25 protein-coding genes are annotated in these 26068 nt (G+C 71.3%); 16 read left to right on the top strand and 9 right to left on the bottom strand.

What is annotated here, in order from left to right:
- Positions 1–67 precede the first annotated feature (67 nt).
- Positions 68–757: an FAD binding domain-containing protein gene (locus tag ACFY0P_RS13970; RefSeq protein WP_388911300.1), complete on the bottom strand. Its 690-nt coding sequence runs from the start codon at positions 755–757 to the stop codon at positions 68–70.
- A 255-nt stretch (positions 758–1012) separates the two neighbouring features.
- On the opposite strand from ACFY0P_RS13970, the gene ACFY0P_RS13965 reads away from it, so the two are divergent.
- The 8 genes from ACFY0P_RS13965 to ACFY0P_RS13930 all read left to right on the top strand — a co-directional run bounded on the left by ACFY0P_RS13965 (position 1013) and on the right by ACFY0P_RS13930 (position 8473).
- Entirely contained in the window at positions 1013–2080 is a 1068-nt protein-coding gene (locus tag ACFY0P_RS13965; RefSeq protein WP_388911297.1) for a PhoH family protein, read from the top strand.
- A 14-nt stretch (positions 2081–2094) separates the two neighbouring features.
- Entirely contained in the window at positions 2095–2592 is a 498-nt protein-coding gene (gene ybeY / locus ACFY0P_RS13960) for an rRNA maturation RNase YbeY (RefSeq protein WP_234539372.1), read from the top strand.
- A 15-nt stretch (positions 2593–2607) separates the two neighbouring features.
- On the top strand, positions 2608–3909 hold the full coding sequence (locus tag ACFY0P_RS13955) for a hemolysin family protein (RefSeq protein ID WP_388911294.1): 1302 nt from the start codon (positions 2608–2610) through the stop codon (positions 3907–3909).
- Positions 3906–4265 (top strand): MmcQ/YjbR family DNA-binding protein, encoded by a 360-nt coding sequence (locus ACFY0P_RS13950; RefSeq protein ID WP_388911291.1) that lies wholly within the window; start codon positions 3906–3908, stop codon positions 4263–4265. The genes ACFY0P_RS13955 and ACFY0P_RS13950 overlap by 4 nt, the downstream gene beginning before the upstream one ends.
- 118 nt (positions 4266–4383) lie before the next feature.
- Positions 4384–4734, top strand: a complete 351-nt coding sequence (locus ACFY0P_RS13945) for a cytidine deaminase (RefSeq protein ID WP_388911288.1) — start codon at positions 4384–4386, stop codon at positions 4732–4734.
- Positions 4735–5366: 632 nt separating this feature from the next.
- A complete protein-coding gene (locus ACFY0P_RS13940; protein ID WP_388911285.1) occupies positions 5367–5834 on the top strand; it encodes a hypothetical protein in 468 nt (155 codons plus the stop codon).
- A gap of 154 nt (positions 5835–5988) precedes the next feature.
- Positions 5989–7323: a beta-xylosidase gene (locus tag ACFY0P_RS13935; RefSeq protein ID WP_388911282.1), complete on the top strand. Its 1335-nt coding sequence runs from the start codon at positions 5989–5991 to the stop codon at positions 7321–7323.
- A gap of 85 nt (positions 7324–7408) precedes the next feature.
- Positions 7409–8473 carry a WxL protein peptidoglycan domain-containing protein gene (locus tag ACFY0P_RS13930; RefSeq protein WP_388911279.1) on the top strand — a complete coding sequence of 355 codons (1065 nt, stop codon included), beginning with the start codon at positions 7409–7411 and terminating at the stop codon, positions 8471–8473.
- Here the strand turns inward: ACFY0P_RS13930 and ACFY0P_RS13925 are convergent.
- Positions 8367–8705, bottom strand: a complete 339-nt coding sequence (locus tag ACFY0P_RS13925; protein ID WP_351490554.1) for a P-II family nitrogen regulator — start codon at positions 8703–8705, stop codon at positions 8367–8369. The two genes, ACFY0P_RS13930 and ACFY0P_RS13925, sit on opposite strands and share 107 nt — an antisense overlap.
- Positions 8702–10012, bottom strand: a complete 1311-nt coding sequence (locus ACFY0P_RS13920) for an ammonium transporter (protein WP_388911276.1) — start codon at positions 10010–10012, stop codon at positions 8702–8704. Before ACFY0P_RS13920 ends, ACFY0P_RS13925 begins: the two co-directional genes overlap by 4 nt.
- A 143-nt stretch (positions 10013–10155) precedes the next feature.
- Between ACFY0P_RS13920 and era the strand changes: the two genes are divergently transcribed.
- Positions 10156–11124: a GTPase Era gene (gene era, locus ACFY0P_RS13915; protein WP_388911273.1), complete on the top strand. Its 969-nt coding sequence runs from the start codon at positions 10156–10158 to the stop codon at positions 11122–11124.
- Positions 11125–11153: 29 nt separating this feature from the next.
- On the opposite strand, the gene ACFY0P_RS13910 is transcribed toward era, so the two are convergent.
- Entirely contained in the window at positions 11154–12002 is an 849-nt protein-coding gene (locus ACFY0P_RS13910; RefSeq protein WP_388911270.1) for a helix-turn-helix transcriptional regulator, read from the bottom strand.
- Between the two features lie 123 nt (positions 12003–12125).
- Here ACFY0P_RS13910 and ACFY0P_RS13905 point away from each other — a divergent pair, with 123 nt between their 5' ends.
- Positions 12126–12983, top strand: coding sequence for an NAD-dependent epimerase/dehydratase family protein (locus tag ACFY0P_RS13905; protein ID WP_388911267.1), 858 nt, complete (start codon positions 12126–12128; stop codon positions 12981–12983).
- A gap of 184 nt (positions 12984–13167) precedes the next feature.
- Here ACFY0P_RS13905 and ACFY0P_RS13900 read toward each other — a convergent pair whose 3' ends face one another.
- From ACFY0P_RS13900 to ACFY0P_RS13885, 4 genes are all read right to left on the bottom strand, one after another.
- Positions 13168–14424, bottom strand: a complete 1257-nt coding sequence (locus ACFY0P_RS13900; protein WP_388911264.1) for an MFS transporter — start codon at positions 14422–14424, stop codon at positions 13168–13170.
- Positions 14421–15755 carry a GH1 family beta-glucosidase gene (locus ACFY0P_RS13895; RefSeq protein WP_388911261.1) on the bottom strand — a complete coding sequence of 445 codons (1335 nt, stop codon included), beginning with the start codon at positions 15753–15755 and terminating at the stop codon, positions 14421–14423. Before ACFY0P_RS13895 ends, ACFY0P_RS13900 begins: the two co-directional genes overlap by 4 nt.
- A 71-nt stretch (positions 15756–15826) precedes the next feature.
- On the bottom strand, positions 15827–16093 hold the full coding sequence (locus ACFY0P_RS13890; protein ID WP_388911259.1) for a protealysin inhibitor emfourin: 267 nt from the start codon (positions 16091–16093) through the stop codon (positions 15827–15829).
- A 52-nt stretch (positions 16094–16145) separates the two neighbouring features.
- Positions 16146–17231 (bottom strand): M4 family metallopeptidase, encoded by a 1086-nt coding sequence (locus tag ACFY0P_RS13885; protein ID WP_388911256.1) that lies wholly within the window; start codon positions 17229–17231, stop codon positions 16146–16148.
- A 320-nt stretch (positions 17232–17551) separates the two neighbouring features.
- On the opposite strand from ACFY0P_RS13885, the gene leuA reads away from it, so the two are divergent.
- From leuA to ACFY0P_RS13860, 5 genes are all read left to right on the top strand, one after another.
- Positions 17552–19273 (top strand): 2-isopropylmalate synthase, encoded by a 1722-nt coding sequence (gene leuA, locus ACFY0P_RS13880; RefSeq protein ID WP_388911253.1) that lies wholly within the window; start codon positions 17552–17554, stop codon positions 19271–19273.
- A 185-nt stretch (positions 19274–19458) separates the two neighbouring features.
- Positions 19459–20154: a TerB family tellurite resistance protein gene (locus tag ACFY0P_RS13875; RefSeq protein ID WP_388911249.1), complete on the top strand. Its 696-nt coding sequence runs from the start codon at positions 19459–19461 to the stop codon at positions 20152–20154.
- 247 nt (positions 20155–20401) lie between these two features.
- Entirely contained in the window at positions 20402–21577 is a 1176-nt protein-coding gene (locus ACFY0P_RS13870; protein WP_388911480.1) for an exo-alpha-sialidase, read from the top strand.
- 71 nt (positions 21578–21648) lie between these two features.
- Complete coding sequence (locus ACFY0P_RS13865) at positions 21649–22182, top strand: SigE family RNA polymerase sigma factor (RefSeq protein ID WP_388911246.1); 534 nt, start codon at positions 21649–21651, stop codon at positions 22180–22182.
- On the top strand, positions 22179–23186 hold the full coding sequence (locus ACFY0P_RS13860; RefSeq protein WP_388911243.1) for a hypothetical protein: 1008 nt from the start codon (positions 22179–22181) through the stop codon (positions 23184–23186). Before ACFY0P_RS13865 ends, ACFY0P_RS13860 begins: the two co-directional genes overlap by 4 nt.
- An 8-nt stretch (positions 23187–23194) precedes the next feature.
- On the opposite strand, the gene ACFY0P_RS13855 is transcribed toward ACFY0P_RS13860, so the two are convergent.
- A complete protein-coding gene (locus tag ACFY0P_RS13855; protein WP_388911241.1) occupies positions 23195–23803 on the bottom strand; it encodes a TetR/AcrR family transcriptional regulator C-terminal ligand-binding domain-containing protein in 609 nt (202 codons plus the stop codon).
- Positions 23804–24462: 659 nt separating this feature from the next.
- Between ACFY0P_RS13855 and ACFY0P_RS13850 the strand changes: the two genes are divergently transcribed.
- Entirely contained in the window at positions 24463–26067 is a 1605-nt protein-coding gene (locus tag ACFY0P_RS13850) for an ABC transporter substrate-binding protein (RefSeq protein WP_388911238.1), read from the top strand.
- Position 26068 lies beyond the last annotated feature (1 nt).

Below are 26068 nucleotides of genomic sequence, written 5' to 3'. Positions count from 1 at the left end.
GGAGGAACTGCGCGACCAGCCCCCCACCGGCCCGCACCCGACGGCGAAACCGGTACAACCCCTCGGCCTACTCTCCCCGCACCTTGGCAACCTGCTCCCGCACCAGCGTCCGACCCGCCTCCGACACCCCGGACAACGCCCCGGCGAACAGCTCCTCCACCCCGCCCCCGTCGGCCCCCACACCCCCGCTGCTCACCGCATACCCCTCCCGCACCGCGACCCTCAGCACGCCCTCCGTGTCCACCGCCGCGGCGGCGATCATCGGCACCTCACCGCCCGCCGGGTCGGCCACCTTGGTGTACGCCGCCTTCACCGGCTCCCGCCAGCGCAGCGCCAGCAGCACCGGCGCCTTGGCCTGGACCTCGGCGAGGTCCACCTCGTACACCCCGTCCGCCGTGAGCACGTCGGCCCGCGCGTCCAGCGCGATCGCCGCAGGCAGCAGGTCCCGCAGGCTCGACCCGGCGATGTTCCCGCCGACCGTCGCCGTCCGGCGCACCGCCCCCGTGCCGACCCCCTTCGCCGCCTGCCGCAGCACCTCCGGAACCCGGTCGTCCACCTGGTGCAGAAGGACCGCGCCCCCGAGCACCCCGTTTCCTATCGCCGTCGCCTCCGGTACCTTCCGCAGGGACACCGCCTGTTCCGGGAAGCCGTCCCGCTGCCACGCGGCCCATATCAGGGTCGCCCCGCCGACGGGTATCGCCCCCTCGGCCAGGCAGTCCCGGGCCTCGGACACCGACGTGGGCAGACGCAGTCGCACGGCTACCTGCTTTCTGTACGGACAGGTGGCCCGGAGCGGGCGAACGCGGCCCCCCGACCACGTGTGGCAGTGACGGCACGGATTCTGCCCCGGCGTGCAGGAGCGCATGCAGGGCTCACGGCCGCAGCGGGGGCGCCTTCCGCTGTGAAAAGGCCTACGGCGTTGTCACTCCCGCGTCGTACGCTTGATAACGCGAGGCCGCCCTCAGCTACGCGGCCGTGACGAGGAGGAACCGCAGGCCTTAAGCGCCGGCCCATGACTCAGACACCCACAGCTCACACCTCCGCGCAGCAGCAGGCCCGAGCTCAGTTCGAGGTTCCCGCCCAGCACCCCATGGTCACCGTGCTGGGATCCGGCGACTCCCTGCTCCGCGTGATCGAGAAGGCCTTCCCGGCGGCCGACATCCACGTCCGGGGCAATGAGATCAGCGCGGTCGGCGATTCCCGTGAAGTCGCCCTCATACAGCGCCTGTTCGACGAGATGATGCTGGTGCTCCGCACCGGGCAGCCGATGACGGAGGACGCAGTGGAACGCTCGATCGCCATGCTGCGGGCGAGCGAGAACGGGGAGGGCCCGGAGGAGACCCCGGCCCAGGTTCTGACGCAGAACATCCTGTCCTCGCGCGGTCGCACCATCCGCCCCAAGACCCTCAACCAGAAGCGGTACGTCGACGCGATCGACAAGCACACGATCGTCTTCGGCATCGGGCCCGCGGGCACCGGCAAGACCTACCTGGCCATGGCCAAGGCGGTGCAGGCCCTGCAGTCCAAGCAGGTCAACCGCATCATCCTGACCCGGCCGGCGGTCGAGGCCGGCGAGCGGCTCGGCTTCCTGCCGGGCACGCTCTACGAGAAGATCGACCCGTACCTGCGCCCGCTGTACGACGCGCTGCACGACATGCTCGACCCCGACTCGATCCCGCGCCTGATGGCGGCCGGGACGATCGAGGTCGCGCCGCTCGCCTACATGCGCGGCCGCACCCTCAACGACGCCTTCATCATCCTCGACGAGGCCCAGAACACCTCGCCCGAGCAGATGAAGATGTTCCTCACCCGGCTCGGCTTCGAGTCGAAGATCGTGATCACCGGTGACGTGACGCAGGTCGACCTCCCCAACGGCACCAAGTCCGGTCTGCGCCAGGTGCAGGACATCCTGGAGGGCCTGGACGACGTGCACTTCTCCCGGCTGACGTCCCACGATGTCGTACGGCACAAGCTGGTGGGCCGTATCGTCGACGCGTACGAGAAGTACGACAGCTCGCACGGCACGGAGAACGGCACGCACAAGGGCGGCCGCTCGAAGTCCGCGCACAAGGGGAAGTAGACAAGCACAGCGCCATGTCGATCGACGTCAACAACGAGTCCGGAACCGAGGTCGACGAGCAGGCGATCCTCGACATCGCCCGCTACGCGCTCGCACGGATGCGCATCCACCCGCTCTCCGAGCTCTCGGTGATCGTCGTGGACGCCGACGCCATGGAGCAGCTGCACATCCAGTGGATGGACCTGCCGGGTCCGACGGATGTCATGTCCTTCCCGATGGACGAGCTGCGGCCGCCGTCCAAGGACGAGGACGAGCCGCCGCAGGGGCTGCTCGGCGACATCGTGCTCTGCCCGGAGGTCGCCGCCAAGCAGGGGGCCGAGGCCGAGACCCAGCACTCCATGGACGAGGAGCTCCAGCTGCTCACCGTCCATGGCGTGCTGCACCTGCTCGGCTACGACCACGAGGAGCCCGACGAGAAGGCCGAGATGTTCGGTCTGCAGGCGGCCATCGTGGACGGCTGGCGGGCGGAGCAGGGCCTGACCGGGCCCTCGCCGGCGCCGACGGTCTCGTAACCGGGTCGCCGCCGTATGAGTCCGCAGATCGTCCTCGGCGCGGTCGCGCTGGTCGTCGTCGCCTGGCTGGCCGCCTGCGCCGAGGCCGGTATCGCCCGCGTCTCCAGCTTCCGGGCCGAGGAGGCGGTGAAGTCCGGGCGGCGCGGCAGCGCCAGGCTCGCCGAACTCGCCGCCGATCCCACCCGCTACCTCAACGTGGCGCTGCTGGTCCGGGTCGCCTGTGAGATGGCGGCCGCGGCCCTGGTCACCTACGAGTGCCTCCAGGAGATCCCCACCACCTGGCAGGCGCTGCTCACCGCGATCGGCGTGATGGTGCTCGTGTCGTACGTCGCCGTCGGCGTCTCCCCGCGCACCATCGGGCGCCAGCACCCGCTGAACACGGCGACGGCCGCCGCGTACGTGCTGCTGCCGCTCGCTCGCATCATGGGCCCGATCCCGTATCTCCTCATCCTCATCGGCAACGCGCTCACGCCCGGCAAGGGCTTCAGGCGCGGCCCGTTCGCCTCCGAGGCCGAACTGCGCGCGCTGGTCGACCTCGCCGAGAAGGAGTCGCTGATCGAGGACGACGAGCGCCGGATGGTGCACTCGGTCTTCGAACTCGGCGACACGCTGGTGCGGGAGGTCATGGTCCCGCGCACCGACCTCGTCGTCATCGAGCGGTACAAGACCATCCGCCAGGCCCTCACCCTCGCCCTCAGGTCCGGCTTCTCGCGGATACCCGTCACCGGGGAGAGCGAGGACGACATCGTCGGGATCGTGTACCTGAAGGACCTGGTCCGCAAGACGCACATCAGCCGTGACGCCGAGTCCGACCTGGTCTCCACCGCGATGCGGCCCGCGTTCTTCGTACCCGACACCAAGAACGCCGGTGACCTGCTGCGCGAGATGCAGAAGGAGCGCAACCACGTCGCCGTCGTCATCGACGAGTACGGCGGCACGGCCGGGATCGTCACCATCGAGGACATCCTGGAGGAGATCGTCGGCGAGATCACCGACGAGTACGACCGTGAACTCCCACCGGTCACCGACCTCGGCGACGACCGCTACCGGGTCACCGCCCGCCTCGACATCACGGACCTCGGCGAGCTGTACGGTCTCGACGAGTACGACGACGAGGACGTGGAGACCGTGGGCGGCCTGCTCGCGAAAGCCCTCGGCAGGGTGCCCATCGCCGGTGCCTCCGCCCAGGTCGAACTCCCCGACGGCCGGAAGCTGGCCCTCACCGCCGAGTCGGCCGCCGGCCGCCGCAACAAGATCGTGACGGTACTGGTGGAGCCGGTGCCGGTGCCCGACGCCTCGGAGGACGAACCCGAGTGACCCCGGACCAGCTGCGCGCCTTCTGCCTCTCCTTCAACGCGGCCGAGGAGGACTTTCCCTTCAACCCGGACATCTCGGTCTTCAAGGTGCTCGGCAAGATGTTCGCGCTGAGCTGGATCGACGCGAAGCCCCTCAAGGTCAACCTCAAGTGCAGCCCCGAGGACGCGGTGCGGCTGCGGGGCGAGCACGAGGGGCTGATCGCGCCGGGCTATCACATGAACAAGCGGCACTGGAACACCGTGACCGTGGACGGCGGGCTTCCCGAGCGGCTCGTGAAGGAGCTGATCGAGGACTCGTACGACCTTGTCGTCGCGGGGCTGCCGAAGGCGGAGCGGCTGCGGCTGGACCGGCCGTAGACACGGTTGCCCTGTTCCAGGGGCGGTACGGAGTCAGATCGTCCGGAACCTCGGCTGACTCCGTCCGGCGGCGGGGGAGGAGAAGGGGCCGGGCCGGGTTGTTCGTATGCTCGGGGGCATGACCGACAGCAACGCGCTTGATCCCGAGGACCGCAAGATCGTCACCCTGGCCCGCTCGGCCCGGGCCCGCAACGGGGTGCCCGAGGGGGCGGCCGTGCGGGACTCGACGGGCCGCACGTATGTGGCGGGGACCGTGGAGCTGGCCTCGCTGAAGCTGAGCGCGTTGCGGACGGCGGTGGCGATGGCGGTGGCGTCGGGGGCGGAGTCGCTGGAGGCGGCGGCGGTGGTGACGGGGGCCGAGGGGGTTTCGGCGGAGGACCTGGCCGCGGTGCGGGATCTTGGGGGGCCGGGGACGCCGGTGCTGCTGGCGGGGGCGGACGGGGAGGTTCGGCTCACTGTCCCTGCCTAGTCCTTTTCCCACCCGCCCACCCGACTCGCTCCGCTGAGAAGCGAGGCGTTCTCTGACTCCGTCGGGGGAGGGGGCGGGTGGGTTGACCGGGGTGGGATGCGGTGTGTGGGCGGGTGCGGCGCCGTCGTGGTCGCTCGCGCAGTTCCCCGCGCCCCTTTGGGGCGGCTGTGCTGGTCCCACCTGAAGGGGCGCGGGGAACTGCGCGACCAGCCCCCACGTACCCGCAGCCACACCGCTGCCCCAGCCCCCCCTTGCCGAAGCCGCATCATCGTCCGCCGCCGTCCCTTCGCCGTGTGGCGGGACGGGTCCGCGGCCGCCCCCTCGCCGTGTCGCGGCACGCGTCCGCCGGCCCCTTCGCCGTGTGGCGGGACGGGGCCGCTGCTGCCCCTTCGCCGTCTGGTGGCACGGATCCGCCGCCCGCCCCCTCGCCGTGTCGCGGCACGCGTCCGCCGGTCCCCTCCCTGCAGTCGGCCAAATTTCAACCTTGTCGGTCTGTGTCTCTCGCGTGTCAATGGGACCGTAAGTTCCGACGGACCGTCAGATTCGGCCCCGCGGTGTGTCCGCACCCACCCGGACCGGGGTCGCCATCCCCACATGGCATTCCCACGTAACGGGAAGGGAGCCCGATCCCCATGAAACGAATAGCCACCGGTGCGGCACTCGCGGCGGGGGGCCTCGCCGTCACGGCGCTGGCCTTCGCGCCCTCGGCCGCCGCCGTCACCCCGACCACCGCCACCGTCACCGCCAGCTGCGGCATCTTCGGCGGCGGCACGGCCACCCTCACCGCGACCCAGAGCGGTACCTCGGCCACCCTCACGCTCACCTCCAGCGCGATCACCACCCCGCTCGCGCTGTCGGCGAACTCCATCGCCTCCACGCTGACCATGGCCAACTCGACCGGCGCCAACCGGGTCTTCAGCGGCACCGTGAACCCGGCCATGGCCGCCGGCTCTCCGGTCACCGTCGGCCCCCTCCCGGGCACCGTGGCCTCCGGTGACAGCCTCGACTTCTACAAGGGTTCGCTGAAGATGGTCATCTTCGGTGTCACCGTCACCTGTACGTCCAGCGCCGCCCAGTCCCCGGGCCCGTTCGTCTTCTGAGTCCGCTGACGGGCTCGTTCCGGATGCCGCAGAAGCTGATGAACCGTCAGGTTTCTGCGGCATCTCCATTGACTTCTCACGCGGCCTCCACATCAATGGCCCCCTGTCGGCGCAGAGGAGCCGCTGCGCCCGCAACCCTCAGGAGGGGGCTTCCATGGGTTCACCCCCAAGATCACGAAGATCCCGACGGTGGCGCTGGATCTCACTGTTCGGGGCGACCGCGCTCGCGGTCACGGCGGGGGGCGCGCTGGCCTGCCCGGCCGGTGCCGCCGGGACGAACGTCGACTTCGCCACGCACTGCATCCCGCCCGCCGTCGCGGGCCTCCCGCCGATCGACGGCACCACCACCGCCAACATCTCGGTGGACAACACCAGCCCCAAGGTCGGCGACACGGTCACCGTGACCTACACCGTGGTCACGCCCGCCGCCAACAACCCCACCGCCCTCGCCCTGCCGGCCGACATCATGACGCCGACGGGGAAGGTCACCCTGGGTGGGGCCCAGACGGGTGATGTGACGGTGACCGGGCCGAAGAAGAACGATCCGGTGCCGGGTTACGGGACCTTCCCGTCGTTCTCCATGACGGGGACGTTCACCGTCACCTCGCCGGGCGCCATCAAGCTCTCGCCCGGCGACTACAACATCCACACCAGCTACATCCTGGAGCTGGACACCCCGTGCACGGTCACCAACCCGCCCGCCCCGGTGTCGGAGACCGTCACGGCGACCTCGACCACCCCGGTCAACACCCGCGCCATCAGCCTCGACAAGGCCTCCGGCAACCCCGGTGACAGCGTGACCGTCAGCGGGAAGAACTTCACGCCGGGTGCCACCGTGACCCTGGCGGGGCGGTCCGGGGGCAGCCAGACCGCCGACACGGCCACGGCGACCGCGGGCTCCGACGGTTCCTTCAGCGCGCCTGTCGTCGTCAACGACAAGACGACGACCGGGATCGTGGCGTACGAGGGGAGCGCGTGGAGCGACGACCTGGGGGCCGGACCGGCCGCCTACACCGTCAACGACACCACACCCGTGCCGCCCGGCAGCCAGAAGCTGACCACCACCGTCAAGGCGGGGACCCTGTCCATGTCCCAGGCCGGGGACTCCGTCGCGCTGTCGGCGGTCGACTTCGGGCAGGGCGGGGCGTCCACGGGCAACCTGCAGACCGTCACCGTCAAGGACTTCCGTGGCGGGCCGGCCGGCTGGTCGCTCACCGGCAAGGTCACCGACTTCACCGGTCCCGGCGCCAGGATCGACGCCGGGAAGCTGAGCTGGACGCCGGCCTGTGCGACCAAGCCGGGCAGCCCCAGCACCTGTGCGGCCGGTTCGGCGGGCACCGTCGGCAGCTCCGGAGCGACCCTCGCGTCGACCCCGGACGCCACGCTCACCGGCGGTGAGTTCACGGTCGACGCCGGACTCTCCCTGGACGTACCGGCGTTCACGCCTCCGGGGTCGTACTCCGGAGTCCTGACCCTGACGCTCACCTGAGCCGACTTTCCTGTGGCGACCGGGCTTTCGAGTGCGGAAAGACCCGGTCGTCACCCGACCCGCTTCCGACCGGGGGTCCGCACCCATGCGTCGCGTCAAGCCGTATGTCCTCCTCCTGAGCCTGATCCTCGGTGTCCTCTGCACGGCCGGTCCCGCGCGTGCCGCCGACAACGGCAGCTGGTCCGTGTACCCGGTCGCCTCGAAGATCGCGGCGCGGCCCTACTTCTACCTCTCCCTCGACCCCGGGCAGACGATCACCGACAAGGTGGCCGTCGCCAACAAGACCGGCAAGCCGCTGACCTTCCGGCTGTACGCGGCCGACGCCTACAACACCGCCCGGGACGGCGGCTTCGCCGTCCGGACGGTGAAGGAGAAGATGCGGGGGGTGGGGGCCTGGGCGAAGATCGGGAAGGCGCGGGTCACCGTGCCGCCGCACAAGACGGTCACCGTTCCGTTCACCCTGCATGTGCCGAAGGGCGCCGAGCCCGGTGACCATCCCGGGGCGATCGTCGCGCTGGACGAGAAGGTCGACCCGGGGTCCGGGTCCCTGGCGCTCGGCGTGCAGCGGGCCGTCGGCGCCCGGGTCTACCTGCGGGTGAGCGGGCCGACGCTTCCGGCCCTCGCCGTCGAGAACGTGCACATCGGCCACCACCAGCCGCTCGTGCCCGGCCTCGGCGCCAGCACGGCGACCATCTCCTACACCCTGCACAACACCGGGAACGTGACGCTGAACCCGAAGGTGCGGCTGCGCGCCGAGGGCCTGTTCGGCCGTACGCTGCTCAGCCGCGACCTCACCCAGGTCCCCTCCGAGCTGCTGCCGGGGGAGCGCGTCCGCCTCACCGCGCGCTGGCGGGACGCGCCCCAGCTCGACTGGGGGAACGTGACGTTGACGGCCAGCGCGAGCGGCACCAGGGAGTCGGCGAGCGCGTCGTTCCTCGCGCTGCCGTGGCTCGTGCTGGTGGTGGTGTTCGTCGCCGGAGCGGCGGGCGGCGCGTTGTTCGCCCGCACGCGCCGGGGCCGGGGGAAGCCGTTCCCCTGGTCTCTCAGAGGGCGTCGGGGCCGCGCTCGCCCGTCCGCACCCGTACGACCGTCTCCACCGGCAGGGCCCACACCTTCCCGTCCCCGATCTTCCCCGTCTGCGCGGCCTTGACGATCGCCTCGATCGCCGGCTCGGCGTCGGCGTCCTCGACGACGACCTCGATCCGGGCCTTGGGGACCAGGTCGACGCGGTACTCCGCGCCCCGGTACACCTCGGTGTGGCCGTGCTGCCTGCCGTAGCCGCTGGCCTCGGTCACGGTCAGGCCGTGCACGCCGAGCTCCTGGAGCGCGGTCTTCACCGCGTCGAGGCGGTAGGGCTTGACGATCGCGGTGATGAGCTTCATGCCTGGGAGTTGACCTTCTGGGCGGTGGGGACGACGGAGTGGGAGACCGGGGCGCCATGGCCCAGGACCCCGTGATCGTAAGCGGTCTCGGCGTGCACCGTAAGGTCCAAACCGGTGTGCTCCTGGTCCTCGGCAGCCCGGAAGCCCATCGCCTTGTCGAGCAGCTTGCCGATGCCGTACGTCACGGCGAACGCGTAGGCCGCGACGGCCACGACCGCCACCGCCTGCCTGCCGAGCTGGGCGAGCCCGCCGCCGTAGAAGAGGCCCGCCGCGCCGCCGGTCATGGCCTTCTCGGCGAACAGGCCGATCAGCAGGGTACCGATGATCCCGCCGACCAGGTGGACGCCGACGACGTCCAGCGAGTCGTCGTAGTCCAGCTTGAACTTCCAGCCCACGGCGTACGAGCAGACCACGCCCGCGGCGAGGCCGACGACCAGCGCGCCGAGCAGGGAGACCGAGCCGCAGGAGGGGGTGATGGCGACCAGGCCGGCGACCGCGCCGGAGGCCGCGCCCAGGGTGGTGGGGTGGCCGTCCCGCTTCTGCTCGACGAAGAGCCAGCCGAGCAGGCCGGTGCAGCCGGCGGCGAGGGTGTTCAGGAAGACGGCGGCGGCCAGGCCGTTGGCGCCGAGCGCGCTGCCCGCGTTGAAGCCGAACCAGCCGAACCAGAGCAGACCGGCGCCGAGGACCACCATCGGCAGGTTGTGCGGCCGCATGGCGTCCTTCTTGAAGCCGAGCCGCGGGCCGAGGACCAGGCAGAGGGCGAGGCCGGAGGCGCCGGAGGTGATCTCGACGGGCAGGCCGCCGGCGAAGTCGAGGGCGCCGAGGTGGTGCGCGATCCAGCCACCCGGGCCCCACACCCAGTGCGCGACGGGAACGTATACGAGCAGCGCCCAGACGGGGACGAACACCAGCCAGGCCCCGAATTTCGCCCGGTCCGCGATCGCACCGCTGATCAGCGCGGCCGTGATGATCGCGAAGGTGAGCTGGAAGGTGGCGAACAGGAGGGTGGGGACGGTGCCCTGGACGCTGTCCGGGCCGAGGCCGCTCATGCCCGCGTGGGCGAGGTCGCCGAGGAGCCCGGCCCCGAGGTCGTCCCCGAAGGCGAGCGAGTAGCCGCCCGCCAGCCACACCACCGTGACCAGGGCGATCGACACGAAGCTCATCATCAGCATGTTGAGGACGCTCTTCGTGCGGACCATGCCGCCGTAGAACAGGGCCAGGCCCGGGGTCATCAGCAGGACCAGGGCGGTCGCGGCGAGCAGCCAGGCGGTGTCACCGGTGTCGGCGTGCGCGGCGGAGAGGAACACGGGCGTCTCCAACGTCGGTCGGGGCTCGTCAGAGGGTCACCGGTCTCCGTTTCCGGTTGCGTACGGCTGTGTTTCCGTGACGTTTCGTTGCGTCTGGGTTACCGAAATCTCACGGTGCGGCGGGGCCCCGTGGATCAGGGAGAATGGGGGCCATGAGCGTTCGCAGCCAGTCAACCGAGCCGTCGGAATCGTCGGAGGCCGCCCACCGGGCGGGCTTCGCCTGTTTCGTCGGGCGCCCCAACGCGGGCAAGTCCACCCTCACGAACGCTCTGGTCGGGCAGAAGGTGGCGATCACCGCGAACCAGCCGCAGACGACGCGGCACACGGTGCGCGGCATCGTGCACCGGGAGGACGCCCAGCTGATCCTGGTCGACACCCCGGGTCTCCACAAGCCGCGCACCCTCCTCGGCGAGCGCCTCAACGACGTGGTCCGTACCACCTGGGCCGAGGTGGACGTGATCGGCTTCTGTCTCCCGGCGAACGAGAAGATCGGTCCGGGTGACCGTTTCATCGCCAAGGAGCTCGCCGGGATCCGCAAGACCCCGAAGGTCGCGATCGTCACCAAGACCGACCTGGTCGACTCCAAGACCCTCGCCGAGCAGCTGATCGCCATCGACCAGCTCGGCAAGGAGCTGGGCTTCGAGTGGGCCGAGATCGTGCCGGTCTCGGCGGTCGGCGACAAGCAGGTCGACCTGCTGGCCGACCTCCTCGTCCCGCTCCTCCCCGAGGGCCCGGCGCTCTACCCCGAGGGCGACCTCACCGACGAGCCCGAGCAGGTCATGATCGCCGAGCTGATCCGCGAGGCGGCCCTGGAGGGCGTCCGCGACGAACTGCCGCACTCCATCGCCGTCGTCGTCGAGGAGATGCTCCCGCGTGAGGACCGCCCCGCCGACAAGCCCCTCCTGGACATCCACGCCAACCTGTTCATCGAGCGCCCCAGCCAGAAGGGCATCATCATCGGCCCCAAGGGCAAGCGCCTGAAGGAGGTCGGCATCAAGAGCCGCAAGCAGATCGAGGCCCTCCTCGGGACACCGGTCTTCCTGGACCTGCACGTGAAGGTGGCGAAGGACTGGCAGCGGGATCCCAAGCAGCTGCGGCGGCTGGGGTTCTAGGACCGCCGCGGCGCGGGTGCCCCGAGCGGTCAGGTGCGGCTCGGGGTCATGTCCTGCAGGCCCACCACCCGTAGCAGTTGCAGGCGTTCGTACGACTCCGTGCCCGGGCGGGCCGTGTGGATGACGAGTTGCTGGTGGGTGCCGGAGTTGAGGAGGACCTCGCAGTCCAGTTCCAGCAGGCCGACCGCGGGGTGCAGGAAGCGCTTGGTGGCCGCGCGGCGTACCGCCACCTCGTGTTCGGCCCAGAGCCGGGCGAACTCGTCGCTGTGGGTGACGAGTTCGGCGACGAGGGCGGCGGGGACCGGGTCGGCGGGGCGGGCCGCGGCCACCGCGCGGAGGTTCGCCACGTGTTCGCGGGCCCGCAGCGGGCGGTCCTCCGGCGGGCAGAGCAGGCGGGCCGCAGGGTCCAGGAAGAAGCGGCGGACCAGGTTGCGGTCCCGTGCCGGCCGGGCCAGTACGTCGCCGCTCAGCGCCCGCGACAGGGCGTTCTGGGCCAGGACCTCACCGCAGTCGGTCGTCACCAGTGCCGGGGTGTCGTGCAGCCGGTCCAGGACCAGCAGCAGCCCCGGGCCGACGTGGGTGCTGGTCGCCTCCCGGCGCGGGGGTTCCTCGCCGGCCAGGTGGAACAGGTGGTCCCGTTCGTCCTCGGTGAGGCGCAGCGCGCGGGCCAGTGCCGTCAGCATCTGGCGGGACGGGTGCGGGCCCCGGGACTGTTCGAGGCGCGTGTAGTAGTCGGCGGACATGCCGGTCAGCGACGCCACCTCCTCGCGCCGCAGCCCCGGTGTGCGCCGCCGGGCGCCGGGGGGCAGGCCCACGTCGGAGGGGTCCAGGCGGGTGCGGGCGTGGCGCAGGAAGTCGGCGAGTCCGGGGCGGTCCATGTCTCCAGGGTCGCCGGGGGCGTCCGGGTTATCCAGGGGACTGCCGGTCCCCCGATCGGGAGGTCTCTCCCGGTCGCCGAGGGCCGGGGCGAGGGTGGGGGGACCAGAGCGAAGGAGAAGGTCATGATCACTCTCGTCACCGGTACGACCGGGCAGGTCGGGCGACGGTTCGTGCCGCGGCTGCTTCAGCAGGCCGAGGCCGGCGAGCGGGTACGGGTCCTTGTGCGGGACGCGGCCCGTGCGGAGCCGTTCGCCGCGCTGGGCGCCGAGGTCGTCGTCGGCGACCTGCGGGACGAGGAGGCGCTCGGCAAGGCCGCCGCCGGGGCGGACGCCGTCGTGAACATCGCCGCCGCCTTCCGCGGGGTGCCGGACGAGGAGGCCTGGGCCGTCAACCGGGACGCGGCCGTCGCGCTCGGGCGAGCCGCCGCGGCCGCCGGGGTCCGGCGGTTCGTGCAGGTCAGCACCAACAACGTGTACGGCACCGGACGCGGTCGCCCGCTCACCGAGGACGACGAGAGCCGGCCCGGCGGCCACATGTGGGGCGCCTACCCCGAGTCCAAGATCGCCGCCGAGCGGGAGCTGCTCGCACTCGGCGGAGACATGGAGGTGCGCATCGGGCGGCTGCCCTTCGTCTACGGCGAAGGTGACCCGCACCTCGTCAACGTCATGGCCTGGGCCGCGAACTGGGCACCCGCCCAGCGGCTCCAGATGGCCCACCACGCGGACGTCGCCCAGGGCCTGCTGCGCCTCCTGTACGCCCCGGCGGTGAACGGCCCGGTCTACAACATCGCCGACGACGCCCCCGTCACGACCGTCGAGCTGTACCGGCTCAACGGTGTCGAGGTGCCCGAGGAGATGTCCGCCCGCACCGACCGCGACCCGTGGCACGGGATCGTCTCCAACCAGAAGATCCGCCGTGACCTCGGCTTCCGGCCCATCTACCCCAGCGTCTGGACCGCACGGGACGCCGGCGCCCTGTAGGAGAGGGCTAGGGCCTGTTGCGAAAGTCCCGCTTGCCCCGCGACGCCCGGCACGCGCTCTCGCCGCACCGCGCACAGACCCAAGTACGTCCAGTACGAGGGCCTGCACCCGGCACGCCGAGAGCACGCACCGGACGCCGCGAGGCCCGCCCTCCGGGCGGACACCGGGACTTTCGCAACAGGCCCTAGTCGACCCCTCTGATCCGCCCCACCAGCCACGCCCCCGCCAGCCCGATCACCGCCGCCACCAGGTACAGCACGCGGTAGCCGCCGAGGTAGGTGACGATCGGGGCGGCGAGGGCGGGCGCCGCCACCTGCGGCAGCGCGTTGGCGACGTTGATGACGCCGAGGTCCTTGCCGCGGTCGAGGGCCTTCGGCAGGACGTCGGTCATCAGCGCGAAGTCCACGGAGGTGAACACCCCGAAGCCGACGCCCAGCACTGCCGCGGCCACGAGCGCCCCGGGCCAGGTCTGCCACACCGACAGCAGCGCCGTCGCCACCGCCATCAGCATCCCCGACCAGATCACGAACGGCTTGCGCCGGCCCACCCGGTCCGACCAGACCCCGCCGACCACGACCGTCGCCATCAGCGTCAGCCCGTTGACGGCGGTCAGGATCAGCACGCCCTGGTCGGGGTCGGAGTAGTGGAGGCGGTCGCGGAGGTAGTAGAGCAGGTAGAGGAGGACCAGCGCGTTGCTGAGGTTGATCAGGAAGCGGGTCAGCCAGGCCCAGCCCAGGTCGGGGTAGCGGCGCGGGCTCAGCCAGAAGCCGGCCAGGAAGCCCCGCCAGGACCAGGGCGGCCGGTCCTCGGGCGCCAGCCGCAGGTCCGGGTGGCGCAGCACGTACGGCAGGACGCCGAGCGCGGTGAAGACCGCGCACGCCACATAGCCCGCCCCGATGCCCCCGGCGGCCGTCGCGAGCCCGGTGCCGCCGACCACGCCGAGGATCTGCGCGGCCCCCAGCCAGCCGCCCACCGAACCCCGCTGGAGCCGCGGCACCCGGTCCGGGACCGCCGCCGTGACCGCCGCGAAGGCCGCGTTCAGGGTGAGCTGGACCAGGCCCCAGCCCACCATCATCGTCCAGATGCCGCCGGCGCCCGCGAGCAGCAGCAGGGACAGCGCCCCGCCCGCAGTCCCGGCGACGATCCACGGCGTACGGCGGCCCCAGCGGGATGTCGTACGGTCCGACAGCGCGCCGAAGACCGGGTTCGCGGCCAGCGACACCACCGCGCCGACGCCGGTCACCCACGCCAGCATGGTCTCCTTCGACATCCCGGAGCCGGGTGCGAAGTCCTTGGCCTGGGAGGCGAGCAGGATCTGCAGCGGGCCGTACCAGCCCACCCAGATCGCCCCGTTGGCCAGCGAGAGGGCCGACGTCCAGCCGCGGCCGACCCGCTCGACCGGCTCCGCCAGCGCGGCGGCGGGTTCCCGGAGCGTCGTCATCTCTGCGCCCGCAGGAGGTCCCGGTACCAGGCGTACGACGACTTCGGCGTCCGCTGCTGCGTCGCGTAGTCGACGTGCACCAGGCCGAAGCGGCGCGCGTACCCCTCGGCCCACTCGAAGTTGTCGAGGAGCGACCAGACGAAGTAGCCGCGCACGTCGACGCCGGCCTCGACCGCCTTGTGCAGCGCCCGGACGTGGCCGTCCAGGTAGGCGATGCGGTCCTGGTCGTCGAGGCCCTCGTAGGAGCAGCCGTTCTCGGTGATGACGACGGGCGGGAGGCGGTCGCCGTAGCGGTCGCGGAAGCCGGTGAGGAGTTCGGTGAGGCCCTCCGGGACGACCGGCCAGCCGAAGTCCGTCACCGGGACGTCCTCGATGTCCTGGACCGAGAAGGGGAGTTCGGCGGGGAGGGTGAGCCCGCCGAACTCGGTCTCGGTGCCCTGCGGGGCGCCCACCCTGGTCGGGGCGTAGTAGTTGACGCCGTACCAGTCGAGCGGTTCGGCGATCACCTTCAGGTCGGCGGCGACGTCGCCGGGCATCAGGTCGCCCATGCCGTCCGGGTACTCGCCGAGCAGGAGCGGCTCGGCGAACAGGCGGTTGAGGAGGAGGTCGTAGAAGGCGGCCGCCTCCAGGTCCGGCTGCTCCTGCGAGGCCGGCCAGGTCGGGCCGTGCGAGTTGGCGATGCCGATGTCGGCCGCACCGGCCGCGCGCAGCGCCCGTACGGCCAGACCGTGCGCGAGGAGCTGGTGGTGGGCGACCGGCAGCGCGTCGAACATCAGCTGCCGACCGGGGGCGTGGGCGCCCAGGGCGTACCCGAACAGGGTCTGCTCGGCGGGCTCGTTGAGGGTGATCCACTTCTTGACCCGGTCGCCGAGCCGGTCGGCGACGGTGGAGACGTAGTCGGCGAAGTGCGCCGCCGTGTCGCGGTCCAGCCAGCCGTCCTTCTCCTGAAGAGCTGCCGGCAGGTCCCAGTGGAAGAGGGTCGGGACCGGGCGTATGCCGGCCGCGCACAGCTCGTCCACCAGGCGGTCGTAGAAGTCCAGGCCGCCGGCCGAGCGCACCCGCGGCCAGGAGATCGAGAAGCGGTACGCGTCCACGCCGAGGCCGGCCAGGAGCGCCACGTCCTCGCGGTGGCGGTGGTAGTGGTCGCAGGCCACCGCCGCCGTGGAGCCGTCCTTGATCCGGCCCGGCTCCGCCTCGAAGACGTCCCACACGGACGGCTCGCGCAGGTCGGCCGCGCCCTCGATCTGATGCGCCGAGGTCGAGACGCCCCAGAGGAAGCCGTCGGGGAACCGGGGGAGGGGGTGCAGCGGATGGACCGAGTCTGTCGCCATGGCCGGGATCATCCTTACCCCCGGTAACGTAAGTCAACGCCCGGGCGTGAACTACCCGTTACGGGACCTGGTCACGCCCCTTCCTTCAATACCCGTGAGATCAGCTCGCGTTGGTCATCGGACAGCCGTGGGTCGGCCGCGTACACCGTCCGTCCGTCCACCGTGATCTCGTACGCGAACCCGTCCGGCACCCCGGGCGGCGGGGCGCCCCGGCCGGCCGCGAGCGCGCGCTCGGCCAGGGCCTGCCACTCGGGGGCGTCGGGCCGGTCCGAGGTCTCCACCTCGGCCCGGCGCTCGATGCCCGCGAACCCGCCCGTGCGCCTCACCTGAATACGCATGGGTCCCTGTGTAGTACGGAATCGGGCGGCGTGCATCCCCGCCCCCGACCGGTCAGGCGGCCTGCACCCCCACCTGGGCCCAGGCCTTGAGGGCCGCCTCGCTCTCCTCGCCCGCCCGGTAGCGGGCCTTGGCCGCGTCGACCGTGAGCTTCGCGAAGTCCACGAACGTGGCGTCCGACTGCAGTTCGCCGCCGGTGAGGACGTCGTACCAGATCTGCCCGGCCCGCTCCCAGGCGTTGCCGCCGAGGGCGGTGGCGAGCAGGTAGAAGGCGTGGTTGGGGATGCCGGAGTTGATGTGCACACCGCCGTTGTCCCGGCTGGTCTTCACGTAGTGCTGCATGGTCGCCGGCTGCGGGTCCTTGCCGAGGCGGGTGTCGTCGTACGCCGTGCCCGGGGCCTTCATCGAGCGCAGCGCCACGCCGTGCACGCCCGGGGCGAGCAGGCCCTCGCCGATCAGCCAGTCGGCCTGGTCGGCGCTCTGGCCGAGGGAGTACTGCTTGATGAGCGAACCGAAGACGTCGGAGACCGATTCGTTCAGGGCGCCGGACTGGCCGTAGTACTCCAGGTTCGCGGTGTACTGGGTGACGCCGTGCGTGAGCTCGTGGCCGATGACGTCGACGGAACTCGTGAAGTCGACGAAGATCTCGCCGTCGCCGTCCCCGAACACCATCTGGTCGCCGTTCCAGAAGGCGTTGTCGTAGTTGACGTCGTAGTGCACGCTCGCGTTCAGCGGCAGCCCGTTGCCGTCGATGGAGTTCCGCTCGTACGCCTTCAGGTACAGCTCGAAGGTGGCGCCGAGGCCGGCGTAGGCGCGGTTGACGGTGGCGTCCTGACCGGGCTCGGAGCCCTCCGCGCGGACCTCGGTGCCGGGGAGGTCGGTGCGGTGCCCGGCGTCGTAGATCGTGCGGTGCGGAGCGGTGTCGGGCGCCGCCGGGGCGGCGACGGCGGCGAGGGTGCGGACCGCGGTGACACGGCGGCGGACGCGGGCCGCGGAGTCGTGCTGCAGGGTGCGCAGCGCCGTGTCGGAGAGTGCCTGGTCCTCGTGCTGGGCGAGGTGGTCGAGGATGTGCGGCGGCACGATCCCGCAGAAGACGGGCGTGCGGCGGATGACGGGCTCAGAGCCCCCGTTGGTCGTCATGCACCGCACCTTCGCACTGAGTCACTCGGCTGTCACTACCTGCAACCATGATTGGTGAAATACCGTGACAATTGGCCACTCTCCGTGAGGGCGAGTGGTATGGCGCACGTTTTGTCCTGTTTCTACCCGCGGTCCCGCATACTGATACGGCGCCCCGCGTCCGAAGGGGCTCGGCTAGCATGCGGAGCATCATGCGTTTCGGGCTGCTTCTTCTTAGCTGCCGCGGCGAGGGCCTGTAGTCCAGGTCGACTCCCTCCCCGCGGAGCTTCGCGTTGCGTCGTCGGCCGTCCTTCCGGACACCCACTAGGAGCCCCGCAATCATGGCGAACCGCCAGCAGCCCAGCACCATGCCGATCCACAAGTACGGTCGCTACGAGCAGGTGGACATCCCCGACCGCACCTGGCCCGGGAAGCGGATCACCGAAGCCCCCCGCTGGCTCTCCACCGACCTGCGCGACGGCAACCAGGCCCTGATCGACCCGATGTCGCCCGAGCGCAAGCGCCGGATGTTCGACCAGCTGGTCAAGATGGGCTACAAGGAGATCGAGGTCGGCTTCCCCGCCTCCGGCCAGACCGACTTCGACTTCGTGCGCTCGATCATCGAGGAAGAGGGCGCGATCCCGGACGACGTGACGATCTCCGTACTGACCCAGGCCCGCGAGGACCTGATCGAGCGGACCGTCGAGTCGCTGAAGGGCGCCAAGCGGGCCACCGTCCACCTGTACAACGCCACCGCCCCCGTCTTCCGGCGCGTGGTCTTCCGCGGCTCCAAGGACGACATCAAGCAGATCGCCGTCGACGGCACGCGTCTGGTGATGGAGTACGCGGAGAAGCTGCTGGGCCCGGAGACCGAGTTCGGCTACCAGTACTCGCCGGAGATCTTCACCGACACCGAGCTGGACTTCGCGCTGGAGGTCTGCGAGGCGGTGATGGACGTCTACCAGCCGGGTCCGGGCCGCGAGATCATCCTCAACCTGCCGGCCACCGTGGAGCGTTCGACGCCGTCCACGCACGCGGACCGCTTCGAGTGGATGCACCGCAACCTGTCCCGCCGCGAGCACGTCGTGCTCTCCGTCCACCCGCACAACGACCGCGGTACCGCCGTCGCCGCCGCCGAGCTGGCGCTGATGGCCGGCGCCGACCGCGTCGAGGGCTGCCTGTTCGGGCAGGGCGAGCGCACCGGCAACGTCGACCTGGTCACCCTGGGCATGAACCTGTTCTCGCAGGGCGTCGACCCGCAGATCGACTTCTCCGACATCGACGAGATCCGTCGCGTGTGGGAGTACTGCAACCAGATGGAGGTCCACCCGCGCCACCCGTACGTGGGCGACCTGGTCTACACGTCCTTCTCCGGCTCCCACCAGGACGCCATCAAGAAGGGCTTCGACGCCATGGAGGCCGACGCGGCCGCGCAGGGCGTCACCGTCGACGACATCGAGTGGGCGGTGCCCTATCTGCCGATCGACCCGAAGGACGTCGGCCGCTCCTACGAGGCGGTCATCCGGGTCAACTCGCAGTCCGGCAAGGGCGGTATCGCCTACGTCCTGAAGAACGACCACAAGCTGGACCTGCCGCGCCGGATGCAGATCGAGTTCTCCAAGCTCATCCAGGCCAAGACGGACGCCGAGGGCGGCGAGGTCACCGGGGCCGACATCTGGGCGGTCTTCCAGGACGAGTACCTGCCGAACCCGGAGAACCCCTGGGGCCGCATCCAGGTGCGGACGGGCCAGTCGACCACCGACACCGACGGGGTGGACACCCTCACCGTCGAGGCCACCGTCGACGGCGAGGACACCGTCCTGACCGGCTCCGGCAACGGCCCGATCTCCGCGTTCTTCGACGCGCTGCAGGGCCTGGGCATCGACGTACGTCTCCTGGACTACCAGGAGCACACGATGAGCGAGGGCGCCTCCGCGCAGGCCGCCTCGTACATCGAATGCGCGATCGACGGCAAGATCCTGTGGGGCATCGGCATCGACGCGAACACGACGCGTGCGTCGCTGAAGGCGGTCGTCTCCGCCGTCAACCGCGCCACGCGATAACCCCTCTGACCGGCGGTTTCGAGGCCCTGATCAGCTCTCGTGGCGATCAGGGCCCCGTCGTTTCCCGGCCATCCCGTCGTGCAGGTCACGGACTGGTCTCGTACGGGGTACTGACTCAGGCTCCTCCATGTGGCTAACATCACGCCAGCGGTGGCGATGTTGCCACGGCGTTACGGAGGTGCGACGTGCTGCCAGTACGGGGACGAGACTGCCGAACCGCCAGGCCTGCCCGCATTCTGGGCACCCGCACCGCCTGGACACCCGTCGGCGACGGGGAGTTCTTCTGCCCCGGCTGCGGCGGTGACCGCAACTACCAACGGCTCACCGGCCGGCGCCGCTTCACCCTGCTCGGCGTGCCCGTGCTGCCGCGCGGCACCACCGGGCCGGTCGTGGAGTGCGCCGCCTGCCGCCACCACTACGGCACCGACGTCCTCGACCACCCCACCACCTCCCGCTTCTCGGCGATGCTCCGCGACGCCGTGCACACCGTCGCCCTGGCCGTCCTGGCCGCCGGCGGCACCTGTGCCCGTACGTCCCTGGAGGCGGCCGTGGGCGCGGTCCGCGCGGCCGGCTTCGAGGAGGCCACGGAGGACCAGCTGGGCGCGCTGGTCGAGGCGCTCGTCGCCGACACCGGCCGGGTCTTCGAGCAGCCGTACCGCGCGAGCCTGGCGATAGAGCTGCACGAGGCCCTCGACCCGCTGGCCCCGCACCTCGCCCCCGCCGGACGGGAGGCCCTGCTCCTGCAGGGCGCCCGGATCGCGCTCGCCGACGGCCCCTACACCAACGCCGAACGCGAGGTCCTCGGCACGGTCGGCGCGGCCCTGACCATCTGCGCCGACGACGTGAGCCGGCTGCTGGCGGCGGCGCGCATGCCGTCCTGAGCGGGCGGTCGTTCACCCGCGTGGCCGCAGGCGTCCTGGCGGATCGTCATCGGCCCTGCTTCCGCCTGCCGTTGGCGCCCCGGTGCCGGAGCCACCGCGACGCACGATGTCAGCCCGGTGCGCAGGAGCTCGGCACGGCCCGTTCCCCGGCCTGACGGCACGCCAAACCATCTGACCCGTTTGGCCGTTGCGGGGGTGCGGTGAAGGCGGCCGGGAGCACCATGGAGGAGTGAGTCATGTGTCTCCTGTGACCCGTGCGAGCCGGTTCTCCCTCGCCGCCGCCCTGCTGTTCGGGGCGTTCACGGTCGAGCCCAGGGCCTGGGCGGCCGGCTGCGAGTCCTCCGTGCCGTACGTCTCCGGTGAGGGCGGTTACGCCCAGTTCCGCATCCCGGCCGTCGTCCGCTCCGCCCGCGGCACCCTGCTCGCCTTCGCCGAGGGCCGGCACACCACCACCGGGGACAGCGGTGACATCGACGTCGTGCTCAGACGCTCCGCCGACGGCGGTTGCACCTGGGACCCGCTCCGGGTGGTCGCCGACGGCAACGGGCACACCCGCGGCAACCCGGCACCGGTGGTGGACCCGAAGAGCGGCCAGGTCGTCCTGGTGACCTCGTACAACGACGGCTCGGTGAGCGAGGCACAGATCATGCGCGGCCAGGTCACCAAGGCGCAGAGCCGCCGGGTGTACGTGCAGCGCAGCGGTGACGACGGCCGCCGGTTCACCCGCCCGCACGAGATCACCGCCCAGGTGAAACTTTCCGGCTGGCGCTGGTACGCCACCGGCCCCGGGCACGCCGTCGCGCTCACCCGGGGACCGCACCGCGGCCGCCTGGTCGTCGCCGCAGACCATTCCGCCGCCCCGCGCGCCGGCTCCGCCGACACCGGCCAGGAGGCCAAGTACTACGGCGGTCACGCGATCTACAGCGACGACCACGGCCTCAGCTGGCACCTCGGCTTCGTCGACGACTCCTACACCGGTCACGACAACGCCAACGAGACCACCGCCGCCCAACTCCCCGACGGCCGCCTCTACTTCAACGCCCGCGACCAGAACGGCTCCAGTCCCGGCAACCGCCTGGAGGCCTGGTCGAGCGACGGCGGCGAGACCCTGGACGCCGCCTACACCGTCCAGCCGACCCTGGCCAGGGTCCCGGTGGTCGAGGGCTCGGTGCTCCAACTCCCCGGCGGTGAGGGCCCGCTGCTCTTCTCCGCCCCCTCGGTCCCGACGGCCCGCAAGTCCATGGCGCTGTGGACCAGCACGGACCAGGGCGTCACCTTCGGCAGGTTCCGCACCCTGTCCGACCGGAAGGCCGCCTACTCTGACCTGGTCCAGGTGGACAGGTCCACGGTGGGGGTGCTGTACGAGACGGGCACGAAGACGGCGTACGACACGATCGAGTTCCGCCGCGTCACGGCCCCCTGAATCGGCCCGCTTCTTTCCGCCGGGCAACCGAATCCACGGATCCGGTGGTCTGGAGGGCGAGGGGGTGGCTGATGCAGGCCGAACTAGAGGCCCAGTTCCAGGAGTTCGTCAGAGCACGGTGGTCGCACCTGGTGCGGACCGCCTATCTGCTCACCGGTGACCCGCACCACGCGGAGGACCTGACGCAGACCGCGCTGGCGAAGGCCTACCGGTCCTGGCGGCGCGTCTCGCGGACCGACCATCCGGAGGCGTACGTCCGCCGCATGCTGGTCAGCTGCAACAGCGACCGGTTCCGCAAGCGGCGGGTGACCGAGTCACTGACCGACGCACCGCCGGAGCGCGCGGGGTACGACGACGCCGTGTCCCGGGCCGACGAGCGCGGCACGCTGCTCGCGGCCCTGGCCGGGCTGCCGCCCAGGCAGCGCGCGGTGGTGGTGCTGCGGTACTGGGAGGACCTGTCCGAGGGGGAGGTCGCCGAGGTGCTCGGCTGCTCCCCGGGCACGGTCAAGAGCCAGGCGTCCAAGGGCCTGGCGAAGTTGCGTACGGTTCCGGGGCTCGCGCAGGCCATGAGCCACGCGGCGCCCGTGCAGGGAGGCAGCAGGTGAGCGGTCAGAAGCAGGGCGGGGCGGCCGAGCCGGAGTTCGAGGCCCGGGTGCGGGCGCTGCTCGCGGGGGACGCGTCCCTGGTCCGGCCGTCACCGGTGCCCTACCCGGAGATCCGGCGACGGGGCGTGCTGGAGCGGCGGCGGCGCCTGGCCGTGGGCGGGGCGGCGCTGGCGGCGCTGGCGGCGGTCCCGGTCGGCGCGTACGCGCTGGGCGGCGGCAGCACCACGACGAGCCCGGCCGGGCCGAGCCCCACCGTGCTGACCAGCGCGAGCCCGGCTCCGACCCGGTCGGCCGCCTCGACGGCCCCGGCACCGTCCGGGACCCCGACGGCCCCCACGGCCTCTTCGGCCTCGACCCCGTCGGCCACCCCGACGGCCCCGGCGCGCCCGGCGTCCGCGGCCCACCAGCTGCTGGACGGGATCACCTTCGACCAGGCCGCCGCCGGACTCGGCAAGTGCCTCGACTACAACGAGGCGCAGCACCTGCCCAAGGACCCGACCTACATCGACCTGGGCAGGCCGGCCGACTACCGGATCATCCTGGCGATGCGGAGCACCGGGGACTCCAACGCCCCCGGCGACGGCTACTTCGTGGTCGCGGTGCGGGAGAAGCCGGTGCCGGTCCGGCTCATCTGCACCGTCAAGGGCGGCCGGGCCGAGGGTCTCAACACCAGCAGCGGCGACCCCTTCGGCGACGCGGGGACGCCGGTGGTCCCGGACATGAACAGCGGCAAGCTGTACCAGCAGTCGGTCATCGACAAGGGCGACTGGAAGCTGCCGTTCCGCTGGGGGATCATCGGCGGCTACCGCGCCTCGGTGGCCACGATGACGGTGTCCTACGGCGACAGCGCGGGCGAGGTGGTCCTCGACCACGGCTGGTTCGTCGCCACCGGCACCCTGCATAAGCAGGTCACCGCGGCTCCGCACCTGAAGGGCTACGACGCGACGGGCAAGCTGGTCTACGACTCCGACCACGACGGCTCGTACGAGAAGACCCTGCCGTAGCCGGCGGCTCAGCCGGTGCCGACCCCGTGCAGCAGGTTGGCGACCAGCCGCTCCGCGAACTCCTCGGTGAGGGGTTCGTCGGGCAGCAGCAGGCGGTGGTAGCAGGCTCCCCAGAGCTGGTCCACCAGGATCTGGAGGTCGGCGTCGGCGTGCAGTTGGCCGCGCTCCTGGGCGCGCCGCATCGCCGCCACGGCCAGTTCACGGCGCGGCCCCGAGTAGCGCCGGCCGAAGGCGGCGGCCAGGTCGGGGTCGGTCTGTGCCTGGCCGATGAGCCCGGCGATGACCCGCCCGGCCGGCGTCCCGGTGAGCAGCCGGACGAAGGCGCGGAGCTGGGCCGTCAGGTCGGCTCCGATGTCGCCGGTGTCGGGGAAGGCGAGGGTGGCCTCGACGGCGTGGAAGTACCCGTCGAGCGCGAGGGTGCCGCGCGAGGGCCACCACTTGTGGAGGGTCGTCTTGCTGACCCCGGCCTCCTGGGCGACCCGCTCGAAGGTGAAGGCCGCCATGCCGTCGCGCAGGAGCAGCGCCCCGGCGGCGGCGAGCACGTCGGCCCGCACCTCCTCCGCGGGCCGCCGCCCGCGCCCCCGCCGCACCGGCGTCCCTTCCGTCCGCTGCTCCACGTACTGCCTCCTGACCATGTCCGTCGACCACTCACTGTGACATATGGACGCCGCGTCCACCATTTGCCTCCGCACGCCGGGCAAGGCGGGAAGGCCAAGGAGAAGCTGACCCGGTACGACCGGATGACGGCCCGTCGCAAGCCGAAAAAGGGACACGCCGCATCGAAGGGGTACCGCGAAGCGCAGCGGCTGCGAGCCAAGCTGCACAAGAAGGTCGCGCGTCGGCGCCAGGACACCGGCCGCAAGGGGGCCAAGTCAGTCGTGGCCGACCATGACGTCCGAGCCCACGGGACAAGAACTCCGCGCTCGTGATGCTCGTCCGGGCTGGTCTCAACCCGGCTGGTGTCGATGGCGTAAGACCGTCTGGGGCGCTGTCCCGAACGGCCGCCCGAGCCAGGAATCCCCTCCCCCGAGCAGCTGGGAGGATTCAACTTCCGGATCCTGCACCGGGGCCCGTCCGACGGCTCCCATGCACCATCCCCGGCGCTGCTCGCCACGGTGGCGACCGCCGCCGATCCTGGCATCCAGCGACGCCATTGGTCCCACCTCTGACGGTTTACGCCATTCGCGCGCCTTGCCTTGACCGCCCCCGAACCCCCTCTTATGGTCGCGCTAACACCGGACGTCCGACGTCTCCTTTCCCCCACGCTGGAGGCACCGTGCGCGACGAGGCGACCCACGGCCGCAGGACGTTCCTGGCCCACACCGGCGCGCTGGGCGCGGCGGCCGCCCTCTCCTCGCTGACGGCGTGCGGCCCCAAGTCCACGATCGACCTCGGCGGCGACGGCTCCGACCGCACCCTCACCGCGGTGATCGGCTACGGCAACGACGGCAGCTGGGACCCCACCCAGACCGCGTCCGCGTTCGCGATGGCCGCCAACAACCACATCTACGAGGGCCTGGCCGACACCGACCCGATCACCCGCGCCCCCTACCCCGCGCTGGCCACCCGGCTGCCCGCCGACGCGAACGCCACCACCTGGCGGTTCACCCTGCGCTCCGGGGCCACCTTCCACGACGGGAGACCGGTCACCGCCGACGACGTGGTCTTCGTCTTCGACCGGATCCTCGACCCGGGCACCCAGACCCTCGCCCAGGGCTTCTTCGCGAGCTGGCTGAAGGAGGCCCGGAAGATCGACACCCGGACCGTCGACCTGGTGCTGAGGTTCCCCTTCCCGGACGGCGTCGCCCGCCTCACCCTCGCCAAGATCATGCCGAGGCACGTGTTCTCCCGGCCCGGCGCCTGGGACGACGCGATCAAGGGACTGGCGGTCGGCTCGGGACCGTACCGGCAGACCGGGCACCACCCCAAGTCGAACACCACCTTCGCCGCGTACGAGCGCTACAACGGCCCCCGCAAGCCGGCCTTCCAGAAGATGAACTGGCTGACGATCGTCGACGCCGCCTCCCGCGTGGCGCGGATCTCCGGGTCCGACGCCGGCGCCCAGATCTCCGACAACATCCCCTACGCCAACATCCCCCGCCTCGAACAGGGCGGCCTTTCGGTCGGCGGCGGCGCCGGGATGAACAACGCGTTCCTGATGTTCAACACGCGGCACCCACCCTTCGACGACGTCCGGGTCCGCCAGGCCCTGCACTACGCCGTCGACAAGGCGAAGATCGTCGAGGTCGCCCTCAAGGGCCACGGAAAACCCGCGAGTTCGTTCCTGAACGAGACCAACCCCGCCTACCGCCGGGCGAAGACGGTCTACGACCACGACCCCGACAAGGCGAAGGCGCTCCTGCAGGCCGCCGGAGTCAGCGGCCTGCACGTGAACATCCTCGCCTCCAACGTGAGCTGGCTCGTCGACTGCCTGCCCACCATCAAGTCGTCCTGGGACGCGATCGGCGTCACCACGACCCTGTCCCCGCAGGAGACCACGGCCGTGTTCACCAAGATGGACCAGAAGCAGGACTACCAGGTCGTCGCCGCCGTCTCGAACCCCAACCAGTTCGGCCTCGACGCCGACCTGATCATGCACTACAACTACGGCCCCCGGAACCTGTGGATGGGCTACGCCCGCTGGGCCGACAACGCGGTCGCGAAGCAGCTCTTCAAGGACATGGACGCGGCCACCCGCGAACCGGACCCGGACAAGAAGAAGACGATGATCCAGGACTACATCGACGTCGTCGCCGAACAGGCCGTCCTCTACCCGGTCGTCCACAACGAGCTGATCACCGCCTGGGACCCGCGCAGACTCACCGGCATAAGGGCCCAGCCCTACCCGGGCATCAACGTCCTCACCGCCAAGTGGGCCTGAC

Origin of the sequence: Streptomyces sp. NPDC001714, assembly GCF_042892755.1 — a bacterium.
Taxonomy (GTDB): domain Bacteria; phylum Actinomycetota; class Actinomycetes; order Streptomycetales; family Streptomycetaceae; genus Streptomyces.
Note: the sequence above shows the minus strand (reverse complement) of the source record. Positions and strands in the feature narration are given on the sequence as shown.

Excerpts from the sequence above, each read along its gene's own strand:
- era (WP_388911273.1), top strand. The coding sequence starts at position 10,156 with ATGGGGGCCATGAGCGTTCGCAGCCAGTCAACCGAGCCGTCGGAATCG.
- ACFY0P_RS13905 (WP_388911267.1), top strand. The coding sequence starts at position 12,126 with ATGATCACTCTCGTCACCGGTACGACCGGGCAGGTCGGGCGACGGTTC.
- leuA (WP_388911253.1), top strand. The coding sequence starts at position 17,552 with ATGGCGAACCGCCAGCAGCCCAGCACCATGCCGATCCACAAGTACGGT.
- ACFY0P_RS13945 (WP_388911288.1), top strand. The coding sequence starts at position 4,384 with ATGACCGACAGCAACGCGCTTGATCCCGAGGACCGCAAGATCGTCACC.
- ACFY0P_RS13965 (WP_388911297.1), top strand. The coding sequence starts at position 1,013 with ATGACTCAGACACCCACAGCTCACACCTCCGCGCAGCAGCAGGCCCGA.
- ACFY0P_RS13895 (WP_388911261.1), bottom strand. The coding sequence starts at position 15,755 with ATGGCGACAGACTCGGTCCATCCGCTGCACCCCCTCCCCCGGTTCCCC.
- ybeY (WP_234539372.1), top strand. The coding sequence starts at position 2,095 with ATGTCGATCGACGTCAACAACGAGTCCGGAACCGAGGTCGACGAGCAG.
- ACFY0P_RS13890 (WP_388911259.1), bottom strand. The coding sequence starts at position 16,093 with ATGCGTATTCAGGTGAGGCGCACGGGCGGGTTCGCGGGCATCGAGCGC.
- ACFY0P_RS13865 (WP_388911246.1), top strand. The coding sequence starts at position 21,649 with ATGCAGGCCGAACTAGAGGCCCAGTTCCAGGAGTTCGTCAGAGCACGG.
- ACFY0P_RS13930 (WP_388911279.1), top strand. The coding sequence starts at position 7,409 with ATGCGTCGCGTCAAGCCGTATGTCCTCCTCCTGAGCCTGATCCTCGGT.
- ACFY0P_RS13925 (WP_351490554.1), bottom strand. The coding sequence starts at position 8,705 with ATGAAGCTCATCACCGCGATCGTCAAGCCCTACCGCCTCGACGCGGTG.
- ACFY0P_RS13940 (WP_388911285.1), top strand. The coding sequence starts at position 5,367 with ATGAAACGAATAGCCACCGGTGCGGCACTCGCGGCGGGGGGCCTCGCC.
- ACFY0P_RS13910 (WP_388911270.1), bottom strand. The coding sequence starts at position 12,002 with ATGGACCGCCCCGGACTCGCCGACTTCCTGCGCCACGCCCGCACCCGC.
- ACFY0P_RS13885 (WP_388911256.1), bottom strand. The coding sequence starts at position 17,231 with ATGACGACCAACGGGGGCTCTGAGCCCGTCATCCGCCGCACGCCCGTC.
- ACFY0P_RS13955 (WP_388911294.1), top strand. The coding sequence starts at position 2,608 with ATGAGTCCGCAGATCGTCCTCGGCGCGGTCGCGCTGGTCGTCGTCGCC.
- ACFY0P_RS13935 (WP_388911282.1), top strand. The coding sequence starts at position 5,989 with ATGGGTTCACCCCCAAGATCACGAAGATCCCGACGGTGGCGCTGGATC.
- ACFY0P_RS13900 (WP_388911264.1), bottom strand. The coding sequence starts at position 14,424 with ATGACGACGCTCCGGGAACCCGCCGCCGCGCTGGCGGAGCCGGTCGAG.